General features: G+C 69.3%; 24 protein-coding genes and 1 pseudogene. 15 read left to right on the forward strand and 10 right to left on the reverse strand.

Features of this window, described 5'->3' with window-relative positions; all coding sequences use genetic code 11:
- Positions 1-5 precede the first annotated feature (5 nt).
- The 14 genes from OG905_RS09940 (at position 6) to OG905_RS10005 (ending at position 13,288) form a co-directional block, all read left to right on the forward strand.
- A complete protein-coding gene (locus OG905_RS09940; RefSeq protein WP_328667366.1) occupies positions 6-1,640 on the forward strand; it encodes an acyl-CoA dehydrogenase family protein in 1,635 nt (544 codons plus the stop codon).
- 251 nt (positions 1,641-1,891) lie between these two features.
- Positions 1,892-3,169: a GAF domain-containing protein gene (locus OG905_RS09945; protein ID WP_328667367.1), complete on the forward strand. Its 1,278-nt coding sequence runs from the start codon at positions 1,892-1,894 to the stop codon at positions 3,167-3,169.
- Between the two features lie 62 nt (positions 3,170-3,231).
- On the forward strand, positions 3,232-3,798 hold the full coding sequence (locus OG905_RS09950) for a GNAT family N-acetyltransferase (protein WP_328667368.1): 567 nt from the start codon (positions 3,232-3,234) through the stop codon (positions 3,796-3,798).
- Positions 3,799-3,894: 96 nt separating this feature from the next.
- A complete protein-coding gene (locus OG905_RS09955; protein WP_313904670.1) occupies positions 3,895-3,978 on the forward strand; it encodes a putative leader peptide in 84 nt (27 codons plus the stop codon).
- 114 nt (positions 3,979-4,092) lie between these two features.
- Positions 4,093-5,790 carry a nitrite/sulfite reductase gene (locus tag OG905_RS09960; RefSeq protein ID WP_328667369.1) on the forward strand — a complete coding sequence of 566 codons (1,698 nt, stop codon included), beginning with the start codon at positions 4,093-4,095 and terminating at the stop codon, positions 5,788-5,790.
- The gene (locus tag OG905_RS09965) at positions 5,787-5,966 is read left to right on the forward strand and encodes a hypothetical protein (protein ID WP_328667370.1); all 180 of its coding nucleotides are present in this window, start codon (positions 5,787-5,789) and stop codon (positions 5,964-5,966) included. Before OG905_RS09960 ends, OG905_RS09965 begins: the two co-directional genes overlap by 4 nt.
- Positions 5,963-6,658, forward strand: a complete 696-nt coding sequence (locus tag OG905_RS09970; RefSeq protein ID WP_328667371.1) for a phosphoadenylyl-sulfate reductase — start codon at positions 5,963-5,965, stop codon at positions 6,656-6,658. The genes OG905_RS09965 and OG905_RS09970 overlap by 4 nt, the downstream gene beginning before the upstream one ends.
- The gene (gene cysC, locus OG905_RS09975) at positions 6,643-7,215 is read left to right on the forward strand and encodes an adenylyl-sulfate kinase (RefSeq protein ID WP_328667372.1); all 573 of its coding nucleotides are present in this window, start codon (positions 6,643-6,645) and stop codon (positions 7,213-7,215) included. Before OG905_RS09970 ends, cysC begins: the two co-directional genes overlap by 16 nt.
- Positions 7,212-8,147: a sulfate adenylyltransferase subunit CysD gene (gene cysD / locus OG905_RS09980; RefSeq protein WP_328667373.1), complete on the forward strand. Its 936-nt coding sequence runs from the start codon at positions 7,212-7,214 to the stop codon at positions 8,145-8,147. Before cysC ends, cysD begins: the two co-directional genes overlap by 4 nt.
- A 2-nt stretch (positions 8,148-8,149) precedes the next feature.
- On the forward strand, positions 8,150-9,493 hold the full coding sequence (locus OG905_RS09985; protein WP_328667374.1) for a sulfate adenylyltransferase subunit 1: 1,344 nt from the start codon (positions 8,150-8,152) through the stop codon (positions 9,491-9,493).
- Between the two features lie 219 nt (positions 9,494-9,712).
- A complete protein-coding gene (locus tag OG905_RS09990) occupies positions 9,713-10,822 on the forward strand; it encodes an aliphatic sulfonate ABC transporter substrate-binding protein (RefSeq protein WP_328667375.1) in 1,110 nt (369 codons plus the stop codon).
- A gap of 48 nt (positions 10,823-10,870) precedes the next feature.
- Entirely contained in the window at positions 10,871-11,659 is a 789-nt protein-coding gene (locus tag OG905_RS09995) for an ABC transporter ATP-binding protein (protein WP_328667376.1), read from the forward strand.
- Positions 11,646-12,536, forward strand: a complete 891-nt coding sequence (locus OG905_RS10000; RefSeq protein ID WP_328667377.1) for an ABC transporter permease — start codon at positions 11,646-11,648, stop codon at positions 12,534-12,536. Before OG905_RS09995 ends, OG905_RS10000 begins: the two co-directional genes overlap by 14 nt.
- Positions 12,537-12,544: 8 nt before the next feature.
- Positions 12,545-13,288 carry a sirohydrochlorin chelatase gene (locus tag OG905_RS10005; RefSeq protein WP_328667378.1) on the forward strand — a complete coding sequence of 248 codons (744 nt, stop codon included), beginning with the start codon at positions 12,545-12,547 and terminating at the stop codon, positions 13,286-13,288.
- Positions 13,289-13,319: 31 nt separating this feature from the next.
- Here the strand turns inward: OG905_RS10005 and OG905_RS10010 are convergent, their stop codons facing one another.
- From OG905_RS10010 to OG905_RS10040, 7 genes and pseudogenes are all read right to left on the reverse strand, one after another.
- A complete protein-coding gene (locus OG905_RS10010; RefSeq protein WP_328667379.1) occupies positions 13,320-13,556 on the reverse strand; it encodes a hypothetical protein in 237 nt (78 codons plus the stop codon).
- Positions 13,543-13,794, reverse strand: coding sequence for a DUF6400 family protein (locus tag OG905_RS10015; RefSeq protein ID WP_328667380.1), 252 nt, complete (start codon positions 13,792-13,794; stop codon positions 13,543-13,545). Before OG905_RS10015 ends, OG905_RS10010 begins: the two co-directional genes overlap by 14 nt.
- Before the next feature lie 253 nt (positions 13,795-14,047).
- Complete coding sequence (locus OG905_RS10020; RefSeq protein ID WP_328667381.1) at positions 14,048-14,620, reverse strand: TIGR03086 family metal-binding protein; 573 nt, start codon at positions 14,618-14,620, stop codon at positions 14,048-14,050.
- Between the two features lie 57 nt (positions 14,621-14,677).
- The gene (locus OG905_RS10025) at positions 14,678-15,307 is read right to left on the reverse strand and encodes a mycothiol-dependent nitroreductase Rv2466c family protein (protein ID WP_328667382.1); all 630 of its coding nucleotides are present in this window, start codon (positions 15,305-15,307) and stop codon (positions 14,678-14,680) included.
- A gap of 107 nt (positions 15,308-15,414) precedes the next feature.
- Positions 15,415-15,561: pseudogene (locus OG905_RS10030) on the reverse strand (DUF4440 domain-containing protein); the annotation flags it as partial.
- A gap of 43 nt (positions 15,562-15,604) precedes the next feature.
- Positions 15,605-16,153: a DUF1697 domain-containing protein gene (locus tag OG905_RS10035; protein WP_328667383.1), complete on the reverse strand. Its 549-nt coding sequence runs from the start codon at positions 16,151-16,153 to the stop codon at positions 15,605-15,607.
- 77 nt (positions 16,154-16,230) lie between these two features.
- On the reverse strand, positions 16,231-17,430 hold the full coding sequence (locus OG905_RS10040; RefSeq protein WP_328667384.1) for a S8 family peptidase: 1,200 nt from the start codon (positions 17,428-17,430) through the stop codon (positions 16,231-16,233).
- Between the two features lie 371 nt (positions 17,431-17,801).
- Here OG905_RS10040 and OG905_RS10045 point away from each other — a divergent pair, with 371 nt between their 5' ends.
- A complete protein-coding gene (locus tag OG905_RS10045) occupies positions 17,802-20,069 on the forward strand; it encodes an MMPL family transporter (protein WP_328667385.1) in 2,268 nt (755 codons plus the stop codon).
- 266 nt (positions 20,070-20,335) lie between these two features.
- On the opposite strand, the gene OG905_RS10050 is transcribed toward OG905_RS10045, so the two are convergent.
- The 3 genes from OG905_RS10050 to OG905_RS10060 are packed head-to-tail and all read right to left on the reverse strand — an operon-like array spanning position 20,336 to position 23,417.
- Positions 20,336-21,631, reverse strand: a complete 1,296-nt coding sequence (locus OG905_RS10050) for an ABC transporter substrate-binding protein (RefSeq protein WP_328667386.1) — start codon at positions 21,629-21,631, stop codon at positions 20,336-20,338.
- A complete protein-coding gene (locus tag OG905_RS10055; protein ID WP_328667387.1) occupies positions 21,631-22,473 on the reverse strand; it encodes a carbohydrate ABC transporter permease in 843 nt (280 codons plus the stop codon). Before OG905_RS10055 ends, OG905_RS10050 begins: the two co-directional genes overlap by 1 nt.
- Positions 22,470-23,417, reverse strand: coding sequence for a carbohydrate ABC transporter permease (locus tag OG905_RS10060; protein WP_443043918.1), 948 nt, complete (start codon positions 23,415-23,417; stop codon positions 22,470-22,472). The genes OG905_RS10055 and OG905_RS10060 overlap by 4 nt, the downstream gene beginning before the upstream one ends.
- Between the last annotated feature and the right edge of the window lie 223 nt (positions 23,418-23,640).

Consider the following 23,640-nt stretch of genomic DNA (forward strand, 5'->3'; position numbering starts at 1 on the left):
GCGGCATGGCACCCAGCACCCACACAGTGACCAACCAGGCTCCGCCCCTGGTGGGGTACGACGTCTACGCGTCCGACCAGGCCCTCACGGAGGGCGTGGAGCGGCATGTCGCTCCCGAACTCCTCGACGGTGTACGGGAGGACCTTTCGCTCCTCGGGCGCACCGCAGGCTCCGTCCAGGCACAGGAATGGGGGGTGCAGGCCAATGAGAATCCGCCAGAACTGCGGACGCACGACCGGTACGGGAACCGGATCGACGAGGTGGAGTTCCATCCGGCCTGGCACCGCCTGCTCGGCAAGGCCGTCTCGTCCGGGCTGACCAACGCCTGGGGCCGGCCGGCCGGGCATGTGCGCCGGGCGGCCGGGTTCCTGGTGTGGACGCAGGCCGAGGCCGGGCACGGCTGCCCGGTGTCGATGACACACGCCTCGGTGCCCGCGCTGCGGACGGACCCGGAGCTGGCCGCTCAATGGGAGCCGCGGCTGACTTCCGAGGTGTACGAGCAAGGGCTGAGGCCTGCCTCGCTGAAGGCGGGGTCCCTGTTCGGGATGGGGATGACGGAGAAGCAGGGCGGCAGCGACGTCAGGGCAAATACGACCCGGGCCGAGCCGATCGCAGGCGACGGGGAGTACCTGCTCACCGGTCACAAGTGGTTCTGCTCCGCTCCGATGTGTGACGGTTTTCTGGTACTCGCCCAGGCATCCGGTGGTCTGACCTGCTTCCTGGTGCCGCGGGTCCTTCAGGACGGGACCCGGAACGTGTTCCGGATCCAGCGGCTCAAGGACAAGCTGGGCAACAAGTCCAATGCGTCGAGCGAGGTCGAGTTCGAGGGAACCTGGGCGCGGCGGGTCGGCGAGGAGGGCCGGGGGGTGCGCACCATCATCGAGATGGTGGCGGCGACCCGGCTGGACTGTGTCGTCGGATCGGCCGCGCTGATGCGGCAGTCGGTGGCGCAGGCGATCCACCACAGCGCCTATCGCAGCGCGTTCGGCGGGCTGTTGATCGACAAGCCGCTGATGCGCAACGTACTGGCCGATCTGGCGCTGGAGTCGGAGGCGGCCACGACGCTGGCGCTGCGCCTCGCCGCAGCGTACGACGCCGATACGGAGGAAGAGCGGGCCTTCCTGCGGCTCGCCGTGCCCGCCGCCAAGTACTGGGTGACCAAGCGCTGTACACCGACTGTGGCCGAGGCCCTGGAGTGTCTGGGCGGCAACGGCTATGTCGAGGAGTCGGGGCTGCCGCGGCTGCTGCGCGAGTCGCCGCTCAACTCGATCTGGGAGGGCTCGGGCAACGTACAGGCGCTGGACGTGCTGCGCGCGATTCAGAGGGAGCCGCAGGCGCTGAACGCCTTCCTGCAGGAGGTCGGAAAGGCACGGGGCGCCGATCACCGGCTCGATGCGGCGATCAAGGATCTGCTGAGTGAACTGGCCGATCTGGACGGCATCGAGGCACGGGCGCGCAGGCTGGTGGAGCGGATGGCACTGGTGCTTCAGGGGTCGCTGCTGGTGCGCTGGGCGCCGCCGGAGGTGGCGGACGCGTTCTGCGCCTCACGGCTGGGCGGGGACTGGGGCACTGCCTTCGGCACGCTGCCGCACACGCTCGATCTGGCGTCGGTCGTGGAGCGGGCGCGAGCCGTGGTGTGACAGCCGGAGCCGTCGGGGTGGTGCTGCGCCGACACGGCACCACCCCGCGCTCCGTCGTACGCCCGCTGTGCGGTGCACGACCACCGGCGAACCGGTGCACCGTCACCTTCGTACAAGCGCAAGCCCGTTCGCGAGGGTTGCAAAGGGTTGCAGCCTTGTGCGCCGTATCGCCACGTCGCGCCGCCCGCGAGGGGCAGGATTGAGCCAGGCCATCCCCCACGCTCGGACGCTGGCGTCGCCAGGAGGACCCAGTGCACAACACACCGCTCGATCTGGCCAGGCTCTCCGCCATGGACACCGGGGAAGCCACCCGGCTGCTGAAGGGGGTACGGGACGCCGCGCTCAGCGGGCGCCGCTCCCGGGTCGCCCCACGGGCCGACATCGAGGAGTCGTGGCAGCGGATGCTGCGCCGCGGCGTGGATCCCGACCGGGACCGCAGGGCCGGGCTGCTGTCGCTGGCGGAGATCGAACGCCGTCGGCAGGCATCCCCGCTGCGGGAGGTGCTGCCCGTCCTGCGGGACGGGCTCGTCTCGATCGCGGAGGCGGCGCAGCACATCATGGTCGTCGCGGACCCGGAGGGGCGGGTGCTGTGGCGCGAGGGCAAGTCGTCGGTGCTGCGCAGGGGCGACGCGCACGGCTTCGTCCTGGGCGCCGACTGGAACGAGAGCCTCGTCGGCACCAATGGTGTCGGCACTCCCCTGGTCTCCCGGCGGCCCGTCCAGGTGCACTCCGCCGAGCACTTCGTCTCGACCCACGACACCTGGACGTGTGCGGGCGCTCCGGTCACCGATCCGCGCGACGGCAGGCTGATCGGGGTGGTCGACGTCAGCGGACCGCTGTCCACGATGCATCCGGCGACCCTCAAGCTGGTCACCACGGTGACCCGGCTCGCGGAGGCTGAGCTGCGCAACGCGCACTTCGCGACCCTGGACCGGCTGCGTACGGTGGCGTCGCCGCTGCTCGCGCGGATGGCGGGCCGAGCACTGGCCGTCGATGTGAACGGCTGGCCCGCCGCGGTCACGGGGATGCAGCCGCCCGGCCGGCTCCCGCTGCCGAAGTCCCTCGGCAGCCGCGTCTGGCTGCCCTCGCTGGGCATGTGCTCGGTCGAACCGCTGCCCGGCGGCTGGCTGGTGCGGGCGGAAGAGCGGTCCACGGCTGCGCCGACCCGGGTGGTTCTCGATCTCAGCCTGCCACGGCGGCCTTTTGTGACCGTCTCGGGCGAGGCGGGCAGCTGGGCCAAGGAGCTCAGCCCGCGCCATGCCGAGCTGCTGTATGTCCTGGCGCTGTATCGCGACGGGCGCAGCGCGGCGCAGCTGGCGCAGGACATCTTCGAGGACCCGACGCGGACGGTGACGGTACGGGCCGAGATGTCGCGGCTGCGGCGGCATCTGGCGCAAGTGCTGGCGCACCGCCCGTACCGCTTCACCGAGGACGTCGAGGTGGAGCTCGTCGGGCCGCCGGAGCCGGCCGACCTGCTGCCGCACTCCACGGCCCCGGCGGTGCGCCGGGCGCGCCGCGCGGAGCAGTGACCGCCCGAGCACGCTCCGGCACCGCTTTGGCCAGTTCACGGCGGCGTGATTTTCTGGCGCACATGAGCATCACTGTGACCACGTGGTCCCTGGAACAGACCTCGCCCGCGGATCTTCGCCCGTCCCCCGCACCCGAAGGAGATCTGCGGATCGTCTGCGCCGAGGTGCCCTCGCCCGAGTTCAGCCGCTTCCTGTATACGGCCGTCGGCGGTGACATCCACTGGAACGACCGGCTCGGCATGACGTACGCGCAGTGGGAGGATCTGCTCGCGCGGCCGGGCACCGAGACCTGGGTGGCGTACGAGAAAGGCACCCCTGCCGGTTATGTGGAGCTGGAGGCGCAGGACGGGGGCTCCGTCGAGATCGTCTACTTCGGCCTGATCCCGGCCTTCCGCGGACGCCGGACAGGCGGCCATCTGCTCAGTTACGCGGTCGCGAGGGCCTGGGACCTGGCGGAGCGCACACCGGGTCTCCCGCCGACGAAGCGGGTCTGGCTGCACACCTGCTCCAAGGACGGCCCGCATGCGATGGACAACTATCTGCGGCGGGGCTTCACTCTGTTCGACACGAAGGTCGAGCAGGAGACCGAGACGGCCGCGCCCGGCCCCTGGCCCGGTGCGCACGGCTGAGTGACGGGCGCCACATCGTCTCGCGATGCGGGACTGTGTTGTCCACATTCTGGATAATGGTGGACTGCCCTTGGACCGCCATGACACGCTTCCGTCATGTCTGGAACTGGAATTGCCTTGGTGAGTCGGCGGCACGTCGACCTCGGCCGCATGTCCAGCGCCATCTGTCCGGCCTGCTGAAAGAACAGCACAGCCGAGTCTCCCGCATTCTTCTCATCCCCTGCGCACCGTCGCGCCTCCGCGCGAGTGTGCAGCTCAGAGCCGCCCTCCTGCAGTCTCGAAGGACATACCGCCATGGCCGCCACCCCCGAAACGCCCGCCACCGCCACGCCCCGCCGCAAGGCCGGACGCCACCGCGGCGAGGGCCAGTGGGCTGTTGGCCACATGACGCCGCTGAACGCCAACGAGCAGACCAAGAAGGACGACGACGGTCTCAACGTGCGGACACGCATTGAGACGATCTACGCCCACCGCGGCTTCGACTCGATCGACGGCGCCGACCTGCGCGGACGGATGCGCTGGTGGGGGCTCTACACCCAGCGCAAGCCCGGGATCGACGGCGGCAAGACCGCGATCCTGGAGCCGGAGGAGCTGGACGACAAGTACTTCATGCTGCGCGTCCGGATCGACGGCGGGCGGCTGACCACCGATCAGCTGCGGGTCCTCGGCGAGATCTCGCAGGAGTTCGCGCGCGGCACGGCCGACCTCACCGACCGGCAGAACGTCCAGTACCACTGGATCCGCATCGAGGACGTCCCGGAGATCTGGCGCCGTCTCGAAGAGGTCGGCCTGTCGACCACCGAGGCCTGCGGTGACACTCCCCGCGTCGTGCTCGGCTCACCGGTCGCCGGTATCGCCGAGGACGAGATCATCGACGGCACCCCGGCCGTCGACGAGATCTACCGCCGGATCGTGGGCAACCCCGCCTTCTCCAACCTGCCGCGCAAGTTCAAGTCGGCGATCTCCGGATCGCCGCTGCTGGACGTCGCGCACGAGATCAACGACATCGCCTTCGTCGGCGTGAACCACCCGGAGCACGGCCCCGGCTTCGACCTGTGGGTCGGCGGCGGTCTCTCCACCAACCCCAAGATCGGTGTCCGGCTGGGCGCCTGGGTCCCCCTCGACGAGGTGCCCGATGTCTACGAGGGTGTCATCTCCATCTTCCGCGACTACGGCTACCGCCGGCTGCGCACCCGCGCCCGGCTGAAGTTCCTGGTCGCCGACTGGGGCGCCGAGAAGTTCCGCCAGGTCCTTGAGGACGAGTACCTGAAGCGCGAGCTGGTGGACGGGCCCGCCCCCGAACAGCCCGTGCAGCAGTGGCGCGACCACGTCGGCGTGCACCGGCAGCAGGACGGACGTTTCTACGTCGGGTTCGCGCCGCGTGTCGGACGGGTGGACGGCGCCACCCTCACCAAGATCGCCGAACTGGCCGCCGATCACGGCTCGGGCCGGCTGCGTACCACCGTCGAGCAGAAGATGATCGTGCTCGATGTCGAGGAGGCGCAGGTCGAGTCGCTCGTGTCCGGTCTGGAGGCGCTGGACCTGCGGGTCAACCCCTCGCCGTTCCGGCGGGGCACGATGGCCTGCACCGGTATCGAGTTCTGCAAGCTGGCGATCGTCGAGACGAAGGCGCGCGGCGCCTCGCTGATCGACGAACTCGAGCGCCGCATCCCCGAGTTCGACCAGCCGATCACCATCAACATCAACGGCTGCCCCAACGCCTGCGCCCGTATCCAGGTCGCGGACATCGGCCTCAAGGGCCAGCTGGTCCTTGACGACGAGGGCAACCAGGTCGAGGGCTTCCAGGTCCACCTGGGCGGCGCGCTCGGCCTGGAGGCCGGGTTCGGCCGCAAGGTCCGTGGCCTGAAGGTCACATCGGCCGAGCTGCCCGACTACGTCGAGCGGGTGCTCAAGCGCTTCCAGGCGGAGCGCGAGGACGGCGAGCGCTTCGCCACCTGGGCGGCGCGCGCGTCCGAGGAGGCGCTGTCGTGAGCGAGCGAGCGGCACCGTTCTACTGCCCGTACTGCGGCGACGAGGACCTGCGTCCGAACGAGCAGGGCCACGGCGCGTGGGAATGCGGAGCCTGCAATCGAGCCTTCCAGTTGAAGTTCCTCGGGCTGCTGGCCCGCGGAGTTCAGCGCAACGACGGTGGAGGGCAGGAGATATGACGACGACTCAGGCAACGGATCTGCGGGAGCTCGCCGAGCAGGCCGGGCGGGACCTCGAAGAGGCCTCCGCCCTGGAGATCCTGAAGTGGGCGGCCGAGACCTTCGGCCCGCGCTTCTGCGTCACCTCCTCGATGGAGGACGCGGTGGTCGCCCATCTCGCCTCCCGTGCCCTCCCCGGCGTCGATGTCGTCTTCCTCGACACCGGCTACCACTTCCCCGAGACCATCGGGACCCGCGACGCGGTCGAGGCCGTGATGGACGTCAACGTCATCACGCTCACGCCCCGTCAGTCGGTGGCCGAGCAGGACGCCGAGTACGGCCCGAAGCTGCACGACCGCGACCCCGACCTGTGCTGCGCCCTGCGCAAGGTCAAGCCCCTCGAAGAGGGACTGACCGGCTACGAGGCGTGGGCGACGGGCCTGCGCCGCGACGAGTCCCCGACCCGGGCGAACACCCCGGTCGTCGGCTGGGACGAGAAGCGGCAGAAGGTCAAGATCTCGCCGATCGCCCGCTGGACGCAGGACGACGTGGACGCCTACGTCGCCGAGCACGGCGTCCTCACCAACCCGCTGCTGATGGACGGTTACGCCTCGGTGGGCTGCGCACCCTGCACCCGTCGGGTGCTGGAGGGCGAGGACGCCCGGGCCGGCCGCTGGGCCGGGCGCGGCAAGACCGAATGCGGGCTGCACTGATGACGATTCTGGGAGACAAGCACGTGACTGGGGCCACCATCTGGCTCACCGGGCTGCCGAGTGCGGGCAAGACCACCATCGCCTACGAGCTGGCGGAGCGGCTGCGCGCCGAGGGCCACCGGACCGAGGTGCTCGACGGCGACGAGATCCGCGAGTTCCTCTCGGCGGGCCTCGGCTTCAGCCGCGAGGACCGGCACACCAACGTCCAGCGGATCGGCTTCGTCGCCGAACTGCTGGCGTCCAACGGCGTCAAGGCGCTGGTGCCGGTGATCGCCCCGTACGAGGACAGCCGCGAGGCCGTCCGAAAGCGCCACGCCGCAGAGGGCACCGAGTACGTCGAGGTGCATGTCGCGACTCCGGTCGAGGTCTGCTCCGTACGCGATGTGAAGGGTCTCTACGCCAAGCAGGCCGCCGGCGAGATCAGCGGTCTGACCGGCGTCGACGACCCGTACGAGGAGCCGCAGAGCCCTGATCTGCGGATCGAGTCGCACCAGCAGACCGTGCAGGAGTCCGCGGCGGCGCTTCACGCGCTGCTCACCGAGAGGGGTCTGGCATGACGACGGCCGCCACTGTTCACGACGGCACCGACAGCCCGTACGCACTGTCGCACCTGGACGCGCTGGAGTCCGAGGCGGTGCACATCTTCCGCGAGGTGGCGGGAGAGTTCGAGCGGCCTGTGATTCTCTTCTCCGGCGGCAAGGACTCCATCGTCATGCTGCATCTGGCGCTGAAGGCCTTCGCCCCGGCGGCGATTCCCTTCTCGCTGCTGCACGTCGACACCGGACACAACTTCCCCGAGGTGCTGGAGTACCGCGACCGCGCGGTGGCCCAGCACAGTCTCCGGCTGCACGTGGCGTCCGTACAGGAGTACATCGACGCCGGGAAGTTGCGCGAGCGTCCCGACGGGACGCGCAACCCGCTGCAGACGGTGCCGCTGACCGAGGCGATTCAGCAGCACCGTTTCGACGCGGTGTTCGGCGGCGGCCGCCGGGACGAGGAGAAGGCGCGCGCCAAGGAGCGGGTGTTCTCCCTGCGCGACGAGTTCTCGCAGTGGGACCCGCGCCGCCAGCGGCCCGAGCTGTGGCAGCTCTACAACGGCCGCCACGCGCCCGGCGAGCACGTCAGGGTGTTCCCGCTGAGCAACTGGACCGAGCTGGACGTCTGGCAGTACATCGAGCGCGAGAAGATCGAGCTGCCCGAGATCTACTTCGCGCACGAGCGTGAGGTCTTCGCCCGTCACGGCATGTGGCTGACCGCCGGCGAGTGGGGCGGCCCCAAGGAGTCGGAGACCGTCGAGACGCGGCTGATCCGCTACCGCACCGTCGGCGACATGTCCTGCACCGGCGCCGTCGACTCCGACGCCACCACGCTCGACGCCGTGATCGCCGAGATCGCCGCATCCCGGCTCACCGAGCGGGGCGCCACCCGCGCCGACGACAAGATGTCCGAGGCCGCGATGGAAGACCGCAAGCGCGAAGGGTACTTCTAGCCATGAGCACCACCACGACCGATCAGCTCGCCGGGATCTCGGCCACCACCCTGCTGCGTTTCGCCACCGCCGGCTCCGTCGACGACGGCAAGTCCACCCTCGTCGGGCGGCTGCTGCACGACTCCAAGTCGGTGCTGACCGACCAGCTGGAGGCCGTCGAGCACGCCTCCCGCTCGCGCGGCCAGGAGGCACCGGACCTGGCGCTGCTCACGGACGGTCTGCGGGCCGAGCGTGAGCAGGGCATCACCATCGACGTCGCCTACCGCTACTTCGCCACCGCGCGCAGGCGGTTCATCCTCGCCGACACCCCGGGCCATGTGCAGTACACCCGGAACATGGTCACCGGCGCGTCCACGGCCGAGCTGGCCGTGGTGCTGGTCGATGCCCGCAACGGCGTGGTCGAGCAGACCCGCCGCCATGCCGCCGTCGCCGCCCTGCTGCGCGTCCCGCATGTCGTCCTCGCCGTCAACAAGATGGACCTCGTCGACTACGCCGAGCCCGTCTTCGCCGCGATCGCCGAGGAGTTCACCGCGTACGCCGCGTCCCTGGGCGTTCCCGAGATCACCGCGATCCCGATCTCGGCGCTCGCGGGCGACAACGTCGTGGAGCCCAGCGCCAACATGGACTGGTACGGCGGACCGACCGTCCTGGAGCACCTGGAGACGGTCCCGGTCAGCCACGATCTGACCGGCTGCCACGCCCGGCTGCCCGTGCAGTACGTGATCCGTCCGCAGACCGCCGAGCACCCCGACTACCGGGGCTACGCGGGCCAGATCGCGGCCGGTACGTTCCGCGTCGGCGAGCAGGTCACGGTGCTGCCCGCGGGCCGTACGTCGAAGATCGCCGGGATCGATCTGCTCGGCGAGTCGGTGGACATCGCCTGGACTCCGCAGTCCGTCACCCTCCTGCTGGAGGACGACATCGACATCTCGCGCGGCGACCTGATCGTGCCGAGCGGGGACGCGCCCGCGACCACCCAGGACGTCGAGGCGACGGTCTGCCATGTCGCGGACCAGCCGCTCACCGTCGGCCAGCGGGTGCTGCTCAAGCACACCACCCGCACGGTCAAGGCGATCGTCAAGGAGATCCCCTCCCGGCTGACCCTCGACGACCTGTCCCAGCACCCGAACCCCGGGCATCTGGTCGCCAATGACATCGGCCTCGTCAAGGTCCGTACGGCCGAGCCGCTCGCGCTCGACTCGTACGCCGACTCCCGCCGCACCGGCTCGTTCCTGCTGATCGACCCCGCGGACGGCACCACGCTGGCGGCCGGCATGGCGGGCGACTCCTTCGCCACCACCGCCGAGGCCGTGCACGTGGCCGACGACGAGGGCTGGGACTTCTGATGACAACCGACTTCTACGGCACGTTCGCGAAGGAGGGCGGCCGCGTCGGCAGCGGCACCCTCGGCGCGGGCACGGGCGGGGTGGCGCGATGTGCGCGATGACGTACGCGCACTGCCTGCGCGCCCGCACCCCCCGCACCCCGCACCGCCGAAGACCCGCCGACACCCCGGCCGCGTCCGATGTGACGTAAGAACCGGGCCTCCGAGAGGAAACCCTCCCGTGCCTGCCACCCGTACGACCCTGCGCCGCAGCATCGCGGCCGCCGCCGCTCTGCCGCTGCTCGCTGTGGCCCTCACCGCCTGCGGCTACGGTTCCGAGGCGAAGAAGGACGACAAGGTCGCTCCCGCCGCCAAGGGCGAGAAGCTCTCCGCCGACACCGTCAAGGTCGGCTACTTCCAGAACCTCACGCACGCCACGGCGCTGGTCGGCGACCAGGAGGGTCTGATCCAGAAGGAGCTGGGCGGCACCAGGCTCGCCTCGACCACCTTCAACGCCGGTCCCTCCGAGATCGAGGCGCTGAACGCGGGTTCCATCGACATCGGCTTCATCGGCCCCTCGCCGTCCATCAACGGCTACACCAAGTCCAAGGGCAAGAACCTGCGCATCATCGGCGGCTCGGCCTCCGGCGGTGTGAAGCTCGTCGTCAACCCGGACAAGATCAAGACCCTGGACGACGTCAAGGGCAAGAAGATCGCCACGCCTCAGCTCGGCAACACCCAGGACGTCGCGTTCCTGAACTGGATCGCCGAGAAGGGCTGGAAGGTCGACGCCCAGAGCGGCAAGGGTGACGTCTCAGTCGTCCGTACGGAGAACAAGGTGGCCCCCGACGCCTACAAGTCCGGTTCCATCGACGGCGCCTGGGTGCCGGAGCCGACGGCGTCCAAGCTGGTCAGCGAGGGTGCCAAGGTGCTGCTCGACGAGTCGACGCTGTGGCCCGACAAGAAGTTCGTGATCACGAACATCATCGTGTCGCAGAAGTTCCTCAAGGATCACCCGGACGTCGTCGAGGCGGTGCTGCGCGGTTCGGTGAAGACCAACGCGTGGATCAGCGCCAACCCGGACAAGGCGAAGGCGTCCGCGAACGCCAAGCTCAAGGAGCTCACCGGCAAGGCGCTCGCGCCCGAGGTGATCGACCCGGCGTGGAAGTCGATCCAGTTCACCGACGACCCGCTGGCCGCCACGCTCCGGACCGAGGCGGACCACGCGGTGAAGGCGGGCCTGCTGAAGGAGCCCGACCTGGCCGGCATCTACGACCTGACACTGCTCAACAAGATCCTCAAGGCCGAGGGCAAGCCCGAGGTCGCCGACGCCTCGCTCGGCGTCAAGTAAGCCCGCAGGCAACCCCGCATCCGACCGAGTTCCCAGGAGGTGACGACCATGGCCACAGCGATCGCCAAGGCCGAGGACCGCGTGACGGTCGAGCACGCCGCCCGTCTCGAGCATGTCTCGAAGTCCTTCGCCGGACCGTCCGGGCAGCAGCTCGTCCTGGACGACATCACCCTCGATGTCGCTCCCGGCGAGTTCGTCACCCTCCTGGGAGCCTCCGGGTGCGGAAAGTCGACGCTGCTCAATCTGGTGGCAGGGCTCGACCGTCCGACCGCGGGGTCCATCGCGACCCCCGGCGGGCGGCCCGCCCTGATGTTCCAGGAGCATGCCCTGTTCCCGTGGCTGACCGCGGGCAAGAACATCGAACTGGCGCTGCGGCTTCGCGGTGTCCCCAAGACCGAGCGGCGCGCCGAGGCACAGCGGCTGCTGGAACTCGTACGGCTCCAGGGCGCGTACGGCAAGCGGGTGCACGAGCTGTCCGGCGGTATGCGGCAGCGCGTCGCCATGGCCCGGGCCCTGGCTCAGGACAGCCAACTGCTGCTGATGGACGAGCCGTTCGCCGCGCTGGACGCCATCACCCGGGACGTTCTGCACGACGAGCTGACCCGGATCTGGCGCGAGACGAACGTCTCGGTCCTCTTCGTCACGCACAACGTCCGTGAGGCGGTGCGGCTGGCCCAGCGTGTGGTGCTGCTGTCCTCGCGCCCGGGCCGGATCGCCCGCGAGTGGACCGTGGACATCGAGCAGCCGCGCCGGATCGAGGACGCCGCCGTGGCGGAACTGTCCGTCGAGATCACCGAAGAACTGCGTGGGGAGATCCGCCGTCATGGCCAGCACTGAGACCAAGGCCGTCGGCAAGACCGACGATCTGGCCGGACTCGAAGCCGGACTCGACGCACTCGACGCGGTGCAGGTGCGCCGTACGCCCGTGCGCGAGGTGCTGGTCAAGAAGATCCTGCCGCCGCTGACCGCCGTCGCTCTGGTCCTCGTCGTCTGGCAGGTCCTGGTGGCCACCAAGGTCACCGAGGAGGGAAGCCTGCCCGCGCCGTCCGCGGTGTGGGACAGCGTGTCCGACATGTGGCTCCAGGGCACGCTGCTCGAGGTCGTCTGGACCAGCGTCTCGCGCGGTCTGCTCGGCTTCCTGCTGGCGCTCGCCATCGGTACGCCGCTGGGGCTGCTGGTCGCCCGGGTGAAGTTCGTCCGGGCCGCGATCGGTCCGATCCTGTCGGGTCTGCAGTCGCTGCCGTCCGTGGCCTGGGTGCCGCCGGCCGTCATCTGGCTCGGGCTGAACAACTCGATGATGTACGCGGTGATCCTGCTGGGCGCCGTGCCCTCGATCGCCAACGGCCTGGTGTCGGGCGTCGACCAGGTGTCGCCGCTCTATCTGCGGGCCGGCCGCACCCTTGGCGCGACCGGGCTCAAGGGCACCTGGCACATCGTGATGCCTGCGGCACTTCCCGGCTATCTCGCGGGCCTGAAGCAGGGCTGGGCCTTCTCCTGGCGCTCGCTGATGGCGGCGGAGATCATCGCCTCCTCCCCCGATCTGGGCCTGGGACTAGGGCAGTTGCTCGAGAACGGCCGCAACAACTCCGACATGCCGGGCGTCTTCCTCGCCATCCTGCTCATCCTGATCGTCGGTATCGCCATCGACCTGCTGATCTTCAGCCCGCTGGAGCGGTGGGTGCTGCGCAGCCGCGGCCTCCTCGTCAAGAACTGAGCCACCTCATGCCCGGTCCCGTCCTCCTCGTCATCGCCCACGGCAGCCGCGATCCGCGGCACGCCGCGACCGTGCATGCCCTGGTGGAGCGTGCCCGGTCGCTGCGGCCGGGGCTGCGCGTGGAGACGGGCTTCCTGGACTTCAACGCGCCGTCCGTACCGAGGGTGCTGGAGCGTCTTGCGGCCGAGGGTGTACGGGATGTGGTGGCGCTGCCGCTGCTGCTGACCCGCGCCTTCCACGCGAAGGCCGACATCCCCGCCGTACTGCGCAAGGCCCCATCACGCCTGAGCATCCACCAGGCCGATGTCCTCGGCCCGTCCCCTCTGCTGCTGTCCGCCCTCGAACGGCGGCTGTACGAGGCCGGGCTCGACGCGTCCCACAAGCGCTCGACGGGCCTGGTACTGGCCTCGGCGGGCTCCACAGACCCGGAGGCGATCGCAGTGATCGCAGATGTAGCGCGGGAGCTGCGGCACACCGGTTGGTGCGCCGTGCGGCCTGCGTTCGCCTCCGCATCTCTTCCCCGCACCGAGGACGCGGTGCGGGCGCTGCGCGACGAGGGCTGCGAGCGCGTGGCGGTGGCGCCGTATGTCATCGCCCCGGGCCGCCTCCCGGACCGCATCGCCGCGGGTGCGCGGGAGGCGGACGTGCTGGCTGATGTCCTGGGTCCGGCCCCGGAGCTGGCGGAGCTGCTGCTGGAGCGCTACGAGGAGGCACGGGCGCCTGCCCGCGCCTCGCTCGCCTTTACGGGGTGATCACCCCGACCTACGGGTCCGTCCTGGAGCGCTACGACGGGCACGCCCCGCGTGATCCGGCGCCGAATCCGGTCTCATGAGCCCACAGATGGGCGCAGTTTGAGCACTGCAGATGCAGCAGGCTGCCCTTGTTGGACAGCAGATAGCGCCAGTGGTCGCTGCAGGTGCGCCCCGCCAGGCAGACGGCGCAGTCCCGGTGGTCGGCGCATCCCGGGCACGGCACCCATGCCCGGCGCCCGGCATCGGCCGTCGGATCAAGCGGCAGCATGGCCCTCGCCCTCCCGTCCCGGAAGGACGCCGGCCGACACGAGCCGGTCGTAGGTCTCCTGCTGCTGCGGGTCCAGGTTCGAGTACAGCAGGCGGTACGCCTCCTGCTCACCCTCCAGCACGGCCACCGGGTCCCAGTCGTCTCCGATGGCCTCGAGCACCGCGGCGCGGCGCCTGGCCTCGTCGACGGTCAGGTCGATCTCGAACTCATGGTGATCCGGAGTCTGGTCGTGGATCATGCGGTGCTTCTCTCGCCGGGTCGGTGGCCGAACCCGTCGTGTCTATCAAGGGCCTTCGAACCGAGGAAGCGTCAGTTCAAAGGGGCCGTCACCGCACGAAACGGACCGTCGACCCGCTGAAGTCATTTCCTTCTCATAACGGGCAAAAGGCACCATGCGGCCTCCGCGGTGTGAGGGACTGCACACGCCGCCGCGCCCGCCCGGCGTGACGGCGGGCGCGACAGTGGTGGGGCATTGGCGGCCGGGGCGACCTTCAGGCCCGCGGGTCGCGCCCGCTCGTCGCCAGCGCCCGCTCGAAGGCGGAAAAGTCGTCCGCGACCGGGACCGGCTCGGCGAAGCCGTCGTACTGGCGGTAGACCTCGGCGTGCTCCTCGACCACCCTGAGCACGAACTGGCCCGCCTCGTGGGCGATTTCGAAATCCTGGCCGATGGAGCGGGCCAGGTCCCAGCCGTGGACCGCGAGCTCCTTGACGAGGAGCGAGGCGATCTCGGAGGCGGGCATCGTCATGAAGCCGAGGTCCACATCGCCTTCCCAGGCCGCCGGATCGGACCAGGCGGCGAGAGCACGGTCCAGCTGGGCCGCGTACCGCTCGGCCCAGTCGTCGGTCGCCGTGAAGTCGCGCTTGGTGAGTTCCTCGGGGAGCTGCTTGCGCAGAGCGCGGTGCTCCAGGCCGTGGGAGGTGTACAGAACGAGGTGGTTGACGAGCTCCCGGACCTCCCAGTCCTCGCAGACGGACGGGGCCGACAGCTGCTCGGCGGTGACCAGGCCGGCGACGCGGGCGGCTTCGGCGGCACAGGTGGTGAGGTGCGTGTGGATGCTGTTCATGCCCGTGAAGCTATGCCCGCCGCTTCCGGCCGGTCTTGAAGGAACGCGACACCGCCGTCAGCCGAAGTTCAGGCTCCCGGTGCGGGTGCGCTTCAGCTCGAAGAAGTCCGGGTACCCGGCGATCACCCGGAAGCTGTCGAAGAGCCGGGCCGCCTGCTCGCCGCGCGGGATGGAGTTGAGAACCGGCCCGAACCAGACCGTGCCGTCGACATGGATGGTGGGCGTGCCGACATAGGCCTCGACGGCGGGGTCCCTGCCCGCGTCATGGCTGCGGCGTACGGCATCGTCGTACGTCTCGTCGTACGCGGCGTCGGCGAGTGTCGCCGGCAGGCCGAGCTCGGCCAGCGACTCGGCGACGACCTTGTCGAAGTCCTTGTTGTCCTGCTCGTGGATACGGGTGCCGTAGGCGGTGTAGAGCGCGCGCAGTATTCCGGCACCGTGCTGCTCGGCCGCGGCCACCGCGACCCGTACCGGGCCGATGGACTTGTCGACCAACTCGCGGTACCACTGGGGCAGTTCATTGCCATCGTTGTGGAGATACAGACTCATCGGCCGGAAGCTCAGCTCGATGTCCCGTTCCTTCTCGACCTCGAGGATCCACCGGGAGGTGATCCAGGCGAAGGGGCAGGCGGGGTCGAACCAGAAGTCTACGACGGTCTTGGTTGCCTCGGTGCTCGTGGCGTTCATGGCCTCAGCGTAGGCAGAGAATGGCCCCGGACTCCGGGCCACTCAGTGCCTGATTCGCTGGGCCATTTCGTCGACCCTAGCCCTCGGCCCGGTTCCATGAACCTGGGTCACCGGGGCAGGCCGGACGGCGCTCCGTCGCCGCCGCACCGCGTGCCCTGGTGGAAGTAGAGCAGCCGGCCCTCGCCGGTCAGCCGCCACAGCGAGCTGCGGTGGGCGCGATGCGCTCCCGTCTCCGTGTCGAAGGTCAGATGCAGGCGGAACTCCGCCTCCATGGCGGCGTTCACCGCCTCCGTGGGGTCACTCACGGGTCAGCTCCGCCAGTTTGACGACGGTGTTCCAGTTACGGCTGGTGGCGACGATGCCCTTGAACAGGCGGGGTTTCCCGAGCGCTTCGGCCAGCTTGGAGCGGCCGAGGCCGTTCGGCGCGTACAGATACAGCACCCGGTCCCCGAGCCGGAACTCCTCCGGCAAGAACGCCGCAGTGTCGATCGACGCGAGCCGCTCGGGTCCGACGGGCTCCGAGAAGTAGGTGACGTGCAGTTGCTTGCCCTCCAGCTCATCGGCCGGGAAGGGGCAGTCGTCGGCCACGGCCTGTAGATAGGGGCCGCTGCGCACCAGGCAGTCGACGCCGAAGCCGAAGCGCTGGTGGATGGCACGCTCCAGCGCCGTGGCAAGCGCCTGCTCGTCGTCCGACGCGCTGCTGAAGAATGCGTTGCCGCTCTGCAGATACGTGGCGACGTTTCCGTGGCCCAGTTCCGTGAGCAGTTCACGGAGTTCGGCCATCGGGACCTTCTTGTGCCCGCCCACATTGATCCCGCGCAGGAGTGCCGCATACCTCGTGGTCATGGGCACACCATAAGGCGGCCGCCGCGCCCCGTGGGGGAGGGCACGGCGACCGCCGGCTCAGCGTCGCTGTCCGTCGGTTACTCGACGACCTTCAGCAGCTTGTTGGGCGTGCCCGCGCTGGGGTTGGTGATCTTGTCGGCCGTGGCACCGTCGGTCAGCGCCTTGGCCACCTGCTCCGGGGTCGCGTCCTGGTGGGCGCCGAGGTAGACCGCCGCGGCGCCGACGACGTGCGGGGTCGCCATGGAGGTGCCGGAGATGGTCTTGGTGCCCTCGTCGCTGTCGTTCCACGCCGAGGTGATGTCCGAGCCCGGGGCGTAGATGTCCACGATCTCACCGAAGTTGGAGAACTCCGACTGCGCGTCCTCCTTGGTGGAGGAGGCGACGGTGATGGCCTCCTTGACGCGCGCCGGGGAGCCCTGGCTCGCGTCCGCGGACTCGTTGCCCGCCGCGACCGCGAAGGTGACGCCGGAGGCGATCGCCTTGCGGACGGCCTCGTCGAGCGCCTCGTCGGCACCGCCGCCGAGGCTCATGTTGGCGACGGACGGGCCCTTGTGGTTCTTGGTGACCCAGTCGATACCCGCGACGACCTGCTCCGTCGTACCGGAGCCATTGTTGTCGAGGACACGGACGGCGACGACCTTCGCCTTCTTGGCGACACCGTAAGTGGCGCCGGCGATGGTGCCGGCGACATGGGTGCCGTGGCCGTTGCCGTCGTCGGCGGAGTCGTCGTTGTCGACGGCGTCGAAGCCGTGCGCGGCGCGGCCGCCGAAGTCCTTGTGCGTGATGCGGACTCCGGTGTCGATGACGTACGCCGTCACACCTTCGCCGGCGCTGTCCGGGTAGGTGTACTTCTTGTCGCCGGCGGTGTCGGCCTGGTCGATGCGGTCCAGGCCCCAGGACGGCGGGTTGTCCTGAGTCGCGTTGATCGAGAACTTCTTGTTCTGGACGACCTTGGCGACGGCCGGGTCGGCGGCGAGGCGCTTGGCCTCGGTCTCCGAAAGGCCGCTGGCGGAGAAGCCGTTGATGGCGGAGCTGTAGTTGCGCTGCAGCTCGCCGCCGTACTCCTTGGCCAGGTCCTGCTTGTCGGCCTTCTTGTCCAGCATCACGATGTAGCTGCCGGCGACGGCGCCTTCGGCGTTCGCGCCGAAGACGGTGCCCTCGGCGGGAGTCGCGGCTCCCGCGAAGGACGTGCCGAGTACGGTCACTCCGGCTGCGGCAGCCACGGCAGTTATGGCCGCGGTGAGCTTGATCCTGCTCGCGCGCTTGTGAGTTGCCATGAAGAGGGAACTCCTCGTCAATTCAGTTTTTGTGGGGGGATCGGCCCGCGGACGAAAAAATTCCGGGGGCCGACTCGAAACCCTGACCGATTGACGGGCTCAGATCAAGACCTTCATACAGCTGTGACTTAGTCAACAAGGTTTCGTAATAAGGAATCGGCCAGCGCCGTACAAGTCGGACTTTGCCCCCAACCCCATTACATGTAAGGGGCTTCCATCCTCCTTGTCGGGGACCCGAGCACTCCGAAAGGAGGAGAGACCACCGTGCGGGGTCACCGACGAGCAGGAGGAGAAGGCTTGATTCTGCCCTTAGTTTCGAAGCGGAGACGACGGCGCCGCGCCGACGTCACGCTTGAGGGGGCAGGGCTGTCATGGGAAACGCAGGAGGGGGTCCGCGCGGAGTCGCCGCGCGGGCAGGCGGCTGGAGCGCTCAGCACCGCTGGGCCGCCGTGGGGATCTGGGTGCTTTTCGTCCTGCTCGCCATGGTGGCCGGTTCGGCTGTGGGGACCGTCAAGCTCAAGGACGACGAACAGCTGAAGGGTGAAACCACCCAGGCCGCGAAGATCACAGCGAAGGCGGGTGTCGAGGAACCGGCCGGCGAGACGGTGCTCGTCCAAGCGCGCAACGGCTCGGTGAAAGCCACCGACGCGGGATTCCGCAAGGCCGTCGACGAGGTGGTCAAGGCGGTCGGCGACACGGGTGCCGTCACCGCGGTGACATCTCCGTACGACACCAAGAGCATCTCGAAGGACGGACGCAGCGCGCTCGTCCAGTTCGATGTGCGCGGGGACCCCGAGACGGCGGGTGACCGGATCGAGCCGGTACTCAAGGCTGTTGCCACGGTCCAGGACAAGCACAAGGAGCTGCGGATCGAGGAGATCGGCGGCGCCAGTATGCGAAAGACCTTCGACGACGCGTTCGGCGACGACTTCCAGCAGGCGGAGCTCTCGGCGGTACCGGTCGCGCTCGGCATTCTGCTGATCGCCTTCGGCGCCCTGGTGGCCGCACTGCTGCCGGTAGGTCTGGCCATCACCGCGATCATGGCGACGACGGGGCTGATGGGCGTCGTCAGCCACTTCCAGCCGATGAGCGACAGCGCGAGCTCCGTGATGCTGCTGGTGGGTCTGGCGGTCGGCGTCGACTACTGCCTGTTCTATCTGCGGCGCGAGCGCGAGGAGCGGGCCGCGGGACACGACGCGCACACCGCGATGCAGATCGCCGCGGCGACCAGTGGCCGAGCCGTCATCGTCTCCGGTGTGACGGTGTGCGTGGCGATGGCCGGCATGCTCTTCACCGGCATCGGCACGTTCGAGTCGATGGGCCTGGCCTCGCTGATCGTGGTGGCCGTGGCGATGGTCGGCTCGGTAACGGTGCTGCCGGCGCTGCTTTCGCTGCTCGGCGAGCGGGTGGAGAAGGGGCGCATCCCCTTCCTGAACCGCAGGAAGCGCGGCGAGAACGGCACCGACAGCGGCAGCCGCGTGTGGACCCGGGTCCTCGGCAGCGTTCTGAAGCGTCCCTTGGTGTCGCTGGTGGTGGCCGCGGGAGCGCTGGTAGCCATCGCACTGCCCGCTCTCGGCATGAAGACGCAGAACCTCACGCTGGACCAGGAGTTCGGCGACTCGGTGCCGATCGTGGCGACCTACGGGCGGGTCAATGAGGCGTTCCCGGGCGGTGCGGACCCGGCGGTGGTCGTCGTCAAGGCGGACGACATCAACGCGGGGCCGGTGAAGCAGGGAATCGACGACTTCCGTAAGCAGGCCGTGAGTTCGGGCGCGTCCCGGGGGCCCATCGAAGTGGTCCGGCACGACGCGCAGGGCATCGCATTTGTATACGTACCGCTGGTGGGCGGCTCCGACCAGGACAAGGCGGAGAAGAGCCTGGACATCCTGCGCAAGGAGGTTCGTCCGGCGACACTCGGCAAGATCGACGGGCTCCAGGCGCCGATCACCGGTCAGGTCGCGGGGTCGAAGGACTTCAACGACCAGCTCTCCGGGGCCGTGACACCCGTCTTCGCCTTTGTGGTGGTGTTCGCCTTCATCCTGATGCTGCTGTCGTTCCGGTCGCTGACGATCGCGATCACCTCGATCGTGCTCAACCTGCTGTCGGTGGGCGCGGCGTACGGCATCCTCACCGCGGTCTTCCAGCATGGCTGGGGAGCGTCGCTGGTCGGCGCGGAGGGCGTGGGCGCCATCATCACGTGGCTGCCGCTGTTCCTCTTCGTCATCCTGTTCGGACTCTCGATGGACTACCACGTGTTCGTGGTGTCGCGGATCCGCGAGGCGAAGCTGGCGGGGCGCGGGACACGGGAGGCGATCACGCACGGCGTGGTGACGACGGCGGGCGTGGTCACGAGCGCGGCGGTCATCATGGTCGCGGTGTTCGCGATCTTCGGCACGCTGTCGATGCAGTCGATGAAGCAGATGGGCGTCGGCCTCGCGGCGGCGGTGCTGATCGACGCGACGGTCATCCGGGGGGTGCTGCTTCCGGCGATCATGGCGCTGCTGGGCGAGCGCAACTGGTACTTCCCGAAGTGGCTGCGGTGGCTTCCGGACCTGACCCACGACGAGCCGGTGCTTGTGCCGAGCCAGGCGGTCCCGGGCCACGATGACGACGGCCGCCGGACGCCGGTGCGGGTCTGAGGCTCTTCCCCCACCCCGCCCCTTCCCTGAACTGGGGGCAAGCCCCCAGACCCCAGTTGGGGGCTCCGCCTCCGGCCCCCATACGCCCCTTCGGGCGTGTCCTCAATCGCCGGACGGGCTGAATGTGCGGCCGAGCCGCACATCCAGCCTCGTGGGGTCCCCCCGGACGAAGTCTGGGGGAGTTTGAGGCGCGGGGTCTGGGGCGGAGCCCCAGTTCGGGAAGGGGCGGGGTGGGGAACAGCCCCGCCGCAGGCGCCGCGCCCCGCCTACCGCTGGTAGCGGGCCAGCACCAGATTTCCGTCCCTGACCAGCCGTCTCCTCAGCTCGCCGGTGCCGATCGCGCCGCTGTAGTACTCCTGCAGCGCAGGCGTCGCCACCTTGTCCTTCCACTCCGGATAGCCACGCACCGACTGCGCGGGCGCCGACCGCAGATCACGCGCGAGCGCCGCGCCCGTCGCCCAGCCGTCCTTCGCGGTGTGCAGCGCCGGGTCGGCGAGCGCCTCGGTGCCGGTCGGCAGCATCCAGTCGCCCTTCGCCAGACGCACCATGTTCCGCGGCCGCAGCATGAAGTCGATGAACTGCGCCGCCTCCTTCTTGTACGGACTGTCCTCGGCGACCGAGAGCGTCTGCGGGCTCACTCCCTGGGCCGGGCCCTCGGGTCCGGCGGGCGCGGGCAGCACCGTCCACTCGAAGCCCTTGGGTGCCTGCTGCACGATCTGCTGCCGGTACGAGAAGCCCAGCGGGACCATGGCGTACTTGCCGCCGAAGAATCCGGGCAGCGTGTCCGAGCCGCCTGAGCCCAGCGTGGTGCGCGATGCGCTCTTGTCGGTGTTGACCTGGGCGTCGATGGTGCCGGGCACCACCGCGTCGCCGTCCGTGAATTCGACGGTGACCTTGCCGTCGTCCCCACGGTGGAACAGCCGCCCGCCTGCCGAAAGCCCCAGGTTGAGGGTGACGGACACCGGTTCCTTGAGCGGCCAGGCGATGCCGTACTTCCCCTTCCCCATCTTGGCCGTCAACGTCTTGGTGACCTCCCGGAACTCCTCCCAGCTCCAGGGCCGCTGATCCGTCGGGAGACGGACCCCGGACGCGTCGAGGATCTTCTTGTTGGCGATCAGGACGCGTGGCTCCTGGAGGAAGGGGACGCCGTAGATCCCCTTGCCGAAGGTCGTCGTCTCCCAACTGCGGTGCGGGATGTCGGACCTGAGGCGCTGGGGCAGCAGCTCGCTGAGATCGGCGAGACAGCCGCCGTACGCGAAGTCGGCGAGGTCGTCGGACGCGTCATGGATGACGTCCGGCGCCTCGCCGCCTTCGAAGGAGGTCAGCAGCTGGTCATGGACGCTGTCCCAGCTGCCCTGGACGTACTGGACCTGGATGCCGGGATGGCTCGCGTTCCACTCCTTCACCAGCTCCTTGTTGGCGTCGACGGACTCCTTCTGCCAGGCCAGCGACTGGAAGCGCAGCGTGATCCTCCCGTCGGTGTTACCGGCTCCGCCGCCCGAGCATCCGCTCAGCACAACAGTGAGCGCGGCGGCCGCCGCCGTCAGCATCCGTACGCGCATCAGGACTTCACCGCCCCTGCGAGCATCCCGCCCGTGATCCGCTTCTGGATGATGGCGAAGATGACCAGCGAGGGGATCGTCGCGAGGAACGCGGCCGCGGCGAGCGGCCCGAGGTCGGCGACCCCCTCCGCGCCGAGGAAGTGGGTGAGGACAACCGGCAAGGTCTGTTTCTCCGGGGTCTTGAGCAGGACGAGCGCGAAGAAGAACTCGTTCCACGCGGTGATGAACGCGAACAGCGCGGTCGCGACGATGCCGGGCGCGAGCAGCGGCGCGGTGACCGAGACGAGCGTGCGTGCCCTGCCCGCGCCGTCGACGGCCGCGGCCTCCTCCAGCTCGCGCGGCACGGCCCGTACGTAGCCGACCAGCATCCAGAGCGCGAACGGCAGCGACCACACCACGTACACCGTGATCAGACCGAAAAGGGTGTTGATCAGATGCAGGTTCTTGAGGATCAGGAACAGCGGAATGATCACCAGGACGAACGGGAACGCCTGGCTGACCACGACCCAGCCGGTGGCGGCGGTCGAGAGCTTGGTGCGGTTGCGGGCCATGACATACGCCATGGGTGTCGCGATCACGACGGCGATGAGCGCGGCGGCGATGGCCGCGACGAGGCTGTTGCCCGCGGCCCGGAGCAGGGGCTGTTCGTCGAAGGCCTGGCGGAAGTTGTCGAGGGTGGGGTCTTCGGGGATCCAGGTGGGGTGCAGGGAACCGAGTTCGCGTGGCGGTTTGAATGCGGTGGAGATCAGCCACAGGAAGGGGAACGCGAGGAAGACGAGGTAGCACAGGAGCGCGAGGTACTGGCCGGTGCGGCCCGATCTGCTCGTGCGCAGCGCCGTCACTGCTCATCGCCTCCCTTGAGCCGTCCTACGAGATACAGGGCGAGCAACACCGAGATCACCGCCACCATGACGCAGCCCATGGCCGCGGCGTAGCCGAACTGGCCGTAGCGGAAGGCTTCTTCGTAGGCGAAGAGCATGGGCAGGCGGGTGCGTCCGCCGGGTCCGCCGTTGGTGAGCACATAGACCAGGGCGAACGAGTTGAAGTTCCAGATGAAATTGAGCGCGGTGATGGCGAGGGCGACGGGCCTTAGGGCGGGCCAGGTGACCGTGCGGAACCGGCGCCAGGCGCCCGCGCCGTCGAGGGCGGCGGCCTCGTGGAGTTCGAACGGGGTGTTCTGCAGGCCCGCGAGGAGCGCGACGGTGGTCTGCGGCATGCCCGCCCAGATCCCGACGACGATCACGGCAGGCAGGGCGGTGGCCAGTCCGGTGAGCCAGTCCCGCCCGTCGCCGAGGCCGAGATCGCGGATCGTCTCGTTCAGAATTCCGGCGTCGGGGTTGTAGACGAGCCGCCACATGATGCCGACGACGACTTCGGGCATGGCCCAGGGAATGATCGCGAGTGCGCGGGCCAGCCAGCGGAAGCGGAGGTTCTGGTTGAGCAGGAGGGCGAGGCCGAGGGCGAGCGCGAACTGGGGGACGGTGACGCCGGCCGCCCAGAGCAGGCCGATCCTGAACGAGTCCCAGAAGAGTGTGTCGTGGATCAGGTCCTGGAAGTTGAGCGTGCCGACCCACTCGGTGGGCTCGGTGCGGCCGGCCTGGGAGTCGGTGAAGGCGAGCGAGATGCCGTAGAGGAGAGGGCCGACGCTCAGCACGAGGATCGGGATGAGGGCAGGCAGTACGAGGAACCAAGCACCGTGGTCGAGTTGCTTTCCCGGCCGCGGCTTTCCGGGCGACCACCTTCCGGACTGCCTCTTGGACCGCGGCGCAGTGCTCGCCAATGTCACGGATTCGCCACCCCCCTAGGGCCTGTCCGGCCGATCTTGCCGGGCTCGCGTGCCCTGGCACGGCACCTCGCTGCGTTGTCGTCAGTCGCCTACGCTCCGCGTGGGCTCCTTCCTCCGCCTTGCGATGCTCCCCCGTAGCCCTTCGGGCACGGGAGGTGCCCCCATCGCCAGACCCGCTCCCTGATCCGGCCTGATCGACCGGACAGGACCTAGGCGCTGTCAT

The sequence above is a fragment of the Streptomyces sp. NBC_00322 genome, assembly GCF_036147535.1.
Lineage (GTDB): Bacteria > Actinomycetota > Actinomycetes > Streptomycetales > Streptomycetaceae > Streptomyces.